General features: G+C 47.8%; 4 protein-coding genes. All 4 read right to left on the bottom strand.

Going from position 1 to position 5928, the window contains the following annotated elements; translation table 11 throughout:
* Nucleotides 1-146: 146 nt before the first annotated feature.
* Nucleotides 147-1514, bottom strand: coding sequence for an aminotransferase class I/II-fold pyridoxal phosphate-dependent enzyme (locus KGY70_15780; GenBank protein MBS3776656.1), 1368 nt, complete (start codon nt 1512-1514; stop codon nt 147-149).
* A 54-nt stretch (nt 1515-1568) separates the two neighbouring features.
* A complete protein-coding gene (locus KGY70_15775; GenBank protein ID MBS3776655.1) occupies nt 1569-3056 on the bottom strand; it encodes a sulfatase in 1488 nt (495 codons plus the stop codon).
* 77 nt (nt 3057-3133) lie between these two features.
* Nucleotides 3134-4510: an aminotransferase class I/II-fold pyridoxal phosphate-dependent enzyme gene (locus KGY70_15770; protein ID MBS3776654.1), complete on the bottom strand. Its 1377-nt coding sequence runs from the start codon at nt 4508-4510 to the stop codon at nt 3134-3136.
* Between the two features lie 124 nt (nt 4511-4634).
* The coding region (locus tag KGY70_15765; GenBank protein MBS3776653.1) for a PQQ-binding-like beta-propeller repeat protein at nt 4635-5928 on the bottom strand (1294 nt) is incomplete at its 5' end.

Below are 5928 nucleotides of genomic sequence, written 5' to 3'. Positions count from 1 at the left end.
CTCCGGGGTTATCACTGTATGGGCAACCCCTGCTTCCCATCCTCCGGCATTTCCCTCTCCTTCATTTGATGCTTCCCCGTCATAGAAAGACAGGATAACAAAAATGGCCAAAAATGTAAGAAAAATACTGTTCTTGATTTTTTGCATCATCCCTTGATTTTTTCAGCGTTGTTATAAATCTTTTCAATGGCTTTGGCTATATCATCCATGTCGGATTTTTCCCCGAGCAGCATGTTCTGATAAAGCCATACCGCTTCCTCACACAGCCGGTCGTTCTCCGGGCACCGGTTCTGTTCAACATATCTGTTAAAATCCAGCATGTCCTTCGGATAGACTTTCTGAAAGTTTTTCGACTCAAGCGCATCTTTGAGATAGGGCATATCATTCAGGGGGGTATAGCCACCGGAACAGGGAATCCCTTCTTCGTTGAGCGCCTCGAGGAATTTTTTTCGCGGCAGTCCCTGGAACTCTTCCTTTTTATAGCGAAAGGGAAAGAGATGGAATACCGCCCGGGTAACGTTGTCATACAATTCATAAGGCAGAATGCCGGGTATGTCTTTTATTTGTGAACGAAGATATGCTGCATTCGATTCGCGTCGTTTTGTTTGTTCTTCCAGCCGTTTTAACTGAGCCAGGCCGATGGCAGACTGGTATTCGGTTATCCGGCATTTGCTACCAACACGTATATAGCCACCACTCACCGATTCGACTTCCGCTCCATGAGGACGACCAAAATTATGGAAGGAGGCACAGCGATCCATAAATTCCTCATCATTACTTACAATAGCCCCTCCCTCCCCTATGGGAAGATGTTTTGAATTCTGAAAGCTAAAACAGCCGGCATGGCCAAATGTCCCCACTTTCTGGTTGTTTATCTCCGCAAGCCAGGCCTGACAGGCATCTTCCACCACAAATAAATCGTGCCGACCGGCAATATCCATAATTTTCTCCATATCCGCAGGAAGACCGAGGATATGTACCGGTAAAATGGCAATGGTACGCGAAGTGATCTTTTCTTCAATCTTACCGGCATCTATCTGGAAAGTAGCGGGATCGGTGTCAACAAAAACCGGCATGGCACCGTTCATAATAACGGCTTGTATGGTTGCTATAAAAGTATACGGGGGTACGATTACCTCGTCTCCGGCACCAATACCAAGCTCATGAAGGGCGGTGATCAGGGCATGGGTGCCGTTGGTGGTGGCCAGGCAGCGTTTTGTTCCAATGGTTTTGGCCCATTTTTCTTCAAACTCATCAGCCACACCGGCACGGGACCATACACCACTTCGCAGGACTTCTATAACCCGATCTTCATCCTGCTTTGGCTTCCACATCGGCCAATCCGGCCAGCCTTTCTCGCGTACAGGCTGACCTCCCAAAATAGCAGGGGTGGATACATCTTTTGCACAGCTACTCATTAAATTTGGTGTCGCACCTGCTGCCAGTCCGATTCCCAGACCGGTGAGTGCACTTTTCTTTAAAAAGGTTCGTCTTGAGTATTTTGTTGATGTCATGACTATTGAATTGACTTTATTGTTGATGGGTTTTATTTTTTCAACTAGCTTTTTTTATCGAAGCGGGCCCGGATTGTCAAGATGTCCATGGGGCCGCTCGTTCTTTCCGATAATTCCTTTATCTCCCAAATCCTCACGGGCATCTTCAGCAAAATCCATAAGCCGCTGAACGACTTCCGGGTGCTGGTCGGCAACGTTAAGCGATGAGCTGATATCATTCACGACGTCAAACAACAATGGCTCTGCCTCTTCCTCTGATCCGAAGTGCGGATGCCTGGAAAAATTGTCTACAGGAAGGAACAGCTTCCAACGGCCGCTGCGAACAGCCTGCAATTGTTTTCCCTGGTAGTAATAGAAGACCTCGTAAGGCGATTCGGCACCTGACCTGGCAAACATAAGGGGTCGTATGTCATGGCCGTCAATGATGCGATCTTTAGGTGGCTCGGTCCCGGCCAGGTTTGCCAGCGTAGGCAGAATATCCATTGTTGTGCACAACTCATTGCATATCGTTCCCGCCGGAATTTTACCCGGCCACCACATGATTGTGGGTACGCGAAAACTCCCTTCCGCTGTAGTATATCCTTCGCCATGCAAGGGAAGATTACTGCCTCGCCTTGGGCTGTAATGCGGGGAATCAGGATTAACACCACTGGCCAATGGGGCGCCGTTATCTGATGTCCAAATGACCAGCGTTTGTCCCTCGAGACCAAGGTGCTCAAGTTTATCCAATATCTGTCCGAGTGACCAGTCCAATTCTTCGATGACGTCTCCCCACGGTCCATTTGCACTTCGACCCTGAAAACGCGGACCCGCAAAAGGCTCGGGTGTACTTCCAGGCATATTATGTGGTAAGTAAAGAAAAAAGGGGTGATCTTGTTGTTGCTCGATAAACTCCAGGGCTCTCTCTGTTTCTCGTTGCGTCAGCAAATTGCGATTTGCCGGTGCCTCAATAATGCTTTCGTCTTCCATTAACGGCAACGGAGGCCACTGGGCGCCGCCTAGCCGGTCACCTATTCGTTTCCCTGTGGCTTCAGTCATATCATCACTGTAAGGCAGGCCGAAAAATGAATCGAATCCCTGGCGGGTGGGAAGAAACTCAGGTTGATCACCCAAATGCCATTTACCAATAATTTTTGTGGCATAGTCCTGTTTTCTGAGTACATCAGCAATAGTGATTTCGTTTGGATTCAGCCCATACGGAGAAACAGGTCGCAGGACATTGCCATCACGGGGGTTATAATCCATACCTACACGCTGGGCATAACATCCAGTCATCAGGCTGGCACGGGAAGGAGTACAAACACCGGCAGTGACACAGAAATGGGTAAATCTACGACCCTCACGGGCCATACGATTCAGATTGGGAGTCCGGTTCACCTCCGCTCCAAAAGGTTCAATATCGCCATAACCCAGATTATCACAATAGATCAGGATAATATTGGGGCTGTCTGTATCAGAAGGAAAATCTCTTTCCGAACTTTTCCCGTCTCGGACGGATACAAAAATTGCCATTAAAGAAATGAACATTGAAAAGTTCTTCATAGCTTTTTTCATCTGGGTCATCACCAAAAATAAAAAATCTGACAGACAAATTCAACCGTAAATGCTTTCCGAATCCATCAAACAGATTTTTTAATCTTTTCTGAATTGTTATAAATTTTTTCAATTGCCCTGGCAATATCATCCATATCGGATTGCTCTGTGAGTAAGAGATTCTGAGAAAACCATACTGCTTCTTCACACAGCCGGTCATTTTCAGGACATTGGTTCCGCTCCACATACCTGTCAAAATCCAGCATGTCCTTAGGAAAGACTCGTTGAAACATTTTCCATTGAAAAGCATCTCTGAAATAGGACATTTTATTCAGGGGGGAATAACCTCCGGAACAGGGAATTCCTTCCTCGTTGAGTGCACTGAGGAACTTTTGCCGGGGAAGTCCCTGGAATTCCTCTTTTTTGTAGCGAAAGGGGAAAAGATGGAATGCCGCCCTTGTCACATTGTCATACAATTCATAGGGTAAAATTCCCGGAATGTCTTTTATCTTATTGCGCAAGTATTCTGCATTCGACACGCGACGCTTTGTTTGTTCTTCCATACGCTTTAGCTGGGCCAGCCCAACCGCTGCCTGGTATTCGGTCATCCGGTTGTTGGTTCCCACAAAGGGGTAACTGTCATGCTCACTCCTAACTGTACCATAAGAACGACCATTGTTATGATGGGAAAAACACCGGTCCATCAATTCTTCATCATCACTCACAATGGCCCCTCCTTCACCAATGGGAAGATGCTTCGAATTCTGAAAACTAAAGCAGCCGGCATGGCCAAAAGTACCCGTTTTCTTATCATTTATCTCCGCAAGCCATGCCTGACAGGCATCTTCCACAACAAACAGATCATGCCGGCGGGCAATGTTCATGATCTTTTCCATATCAGCAGGAAGTCCGAGGATATGTACCGGCAGAATAGCGGCAGTGCGGGGAGTGATCTTTTCTTCAATCTTATCCGCATCTATTTGAAAAGTAGCGGGATCGGTATCAACAAAAACCGGCATGGCTCCTACCAACAGAACAGACTGAATGGTGGCAATGAAAGTATATGGAGGTACAATTACTTCGTCTCCGGGACCAATACCCAGTCTGAAAAGAGAAATAACCAAAGAATTTGTCCCGTTGACAGTGGCTACACATCTTTTTGCTCCTATGGTTTCTGCCCATTTTTGCTCAAATTCTTCAACCACATTTCCCGCTCCACGCCACCAATCCCCACTTCGAAGCACTTCTATAATCCGTTCTTCATCTTTATCCGGTTTCCATACAGGCCAATCCGGCCAGCCTTTATCCCGGACAGCCTGACCGCCCAGAATGGCAGGATTGCCGGCACCTTTTGCGCAGCCGGTAACCAGATTCGGTGTCGCACCTGCAGCCAGTCCTATACCAAGACCGGTGAGTGCACTTTTCTTTAAAAAGGTTCGTCTTGAATACTTTTTGTTTGTCATGGCTTTGAGGTTTTTATACTCAATTTCAATAGTTTTGGATATAAATATTTTAATTTCAGTCGCTTACCATTATCGCCTGTTATATTTTCACCAACCTCATGGATTTTACATCCAAATTAAGGCATTAACGGCTTTTAAGACATACCACTTCTCCCTCTTTCGTTGATATATAAAGGTTTCCTGAGGCTGCCGCCATGCCATCAAAAATCGGGGGTGCTCCGAGTTTGTATTTTTGAGATACCGTCCCATCTGAAGATACTACATACAATAGTCCCCCTTCTTTGCCTTCAAGTGCGGATGGAATATTTTTTATATCCTGGCCATTGGGCGGGCCGGCAAGAAAAATTTTTGAATCGTCCATGACCATTGCCCTTACCAAAAGAGGTATTCGCTTGTTCCAAGACGCTTCCCAGTCTTCTGTTTCCGGATTCTGGCAGGCTTTAAACAACCGGTAATAAGTGATCGTATCATGCATTTGTTCACTGTAACCCCAGTTGGTCGAAGACTCAATACCGACATGACTACCGTGCCTGCCATAACTGTGGCGCCCGAATCCATAGATTGTTGAATCGCTGAACGCAAGCAATCGGCCCGAAGGCACCCTGCTTCCCATCTGGGGCCATCCTCCCCAGCCCGAATTTATATGGGTGCCCATAATCCAATAATCACGGTGCCACCAGGAATCGTCCAGAAAACCGGTAGAGCTGAAAAGATGCGGCACTTCCGGAGGTTTTTCCTCCAGATCCCGGCTGAATCGTTTATGCCGCATGAATATGGATTCCTCCTTCCCGGAAAGCACATCCGGCAAAGCACCAACTGCTATTTCAAAACCTTCAATGATGTTTTCCGGCTGATGGCCGGTCTTCTCATCCCGGCTGTCAATAATTTTGCGGGTTAACATTTCACCGGTCTGCGGATCAAGTTGATAGAGATATATTCCGCCATCGAGAAAAGAGGATCGTCCGGCTGCAAAGTAAACCGACCCGTTCTCGGCAAGAACCGAACCATGCACCGGCCAGGCCGATTCAAGCTGTCCGTGGGAGACAATCCGGCGGTCAACAGGTGCGGCCCGGAAACGCCAAACCATTTCCCCGTCGGAGGCACGGAGACAATAAACCTTGCCGTCGGCCGAACCGAAAAGTACCAGACCTTTATATACGGTAGGCGGGGAATCGATCCGGCCTCCGGCCGTGAACTTCCACAACTCCTCGCCGGTACGGGCATCAAGGCCGTATACCGCATGCCTGTCAGTAGATGCCACAAACAAACGATCCCCGGCAATAACCGGGGCGGTTAATTTTCCTCCGGGGGCAGCCTTCCAGTCTTGAGTGAGGTTTTCGGGTAGGGTTGTGTCCGTGTGGCCGCTCCGTTTTGCATCATGCCGGTAGGTGGGCCATCCTTCCGATGCCTCATCTTTT

The organism is Bacteroidales bacterium (assembly GCA_018334875.1).
GTDB lineage: Bacteria > Bacteroidota > Bacteroidia > Bacteroidales > UBA12077 > JAGXLC01.
The sequence above is the reverse complement of the archived record's forward strand: the minus strand, read 5'-3'. Positions and strand labels throughout refer to the sequence as shown.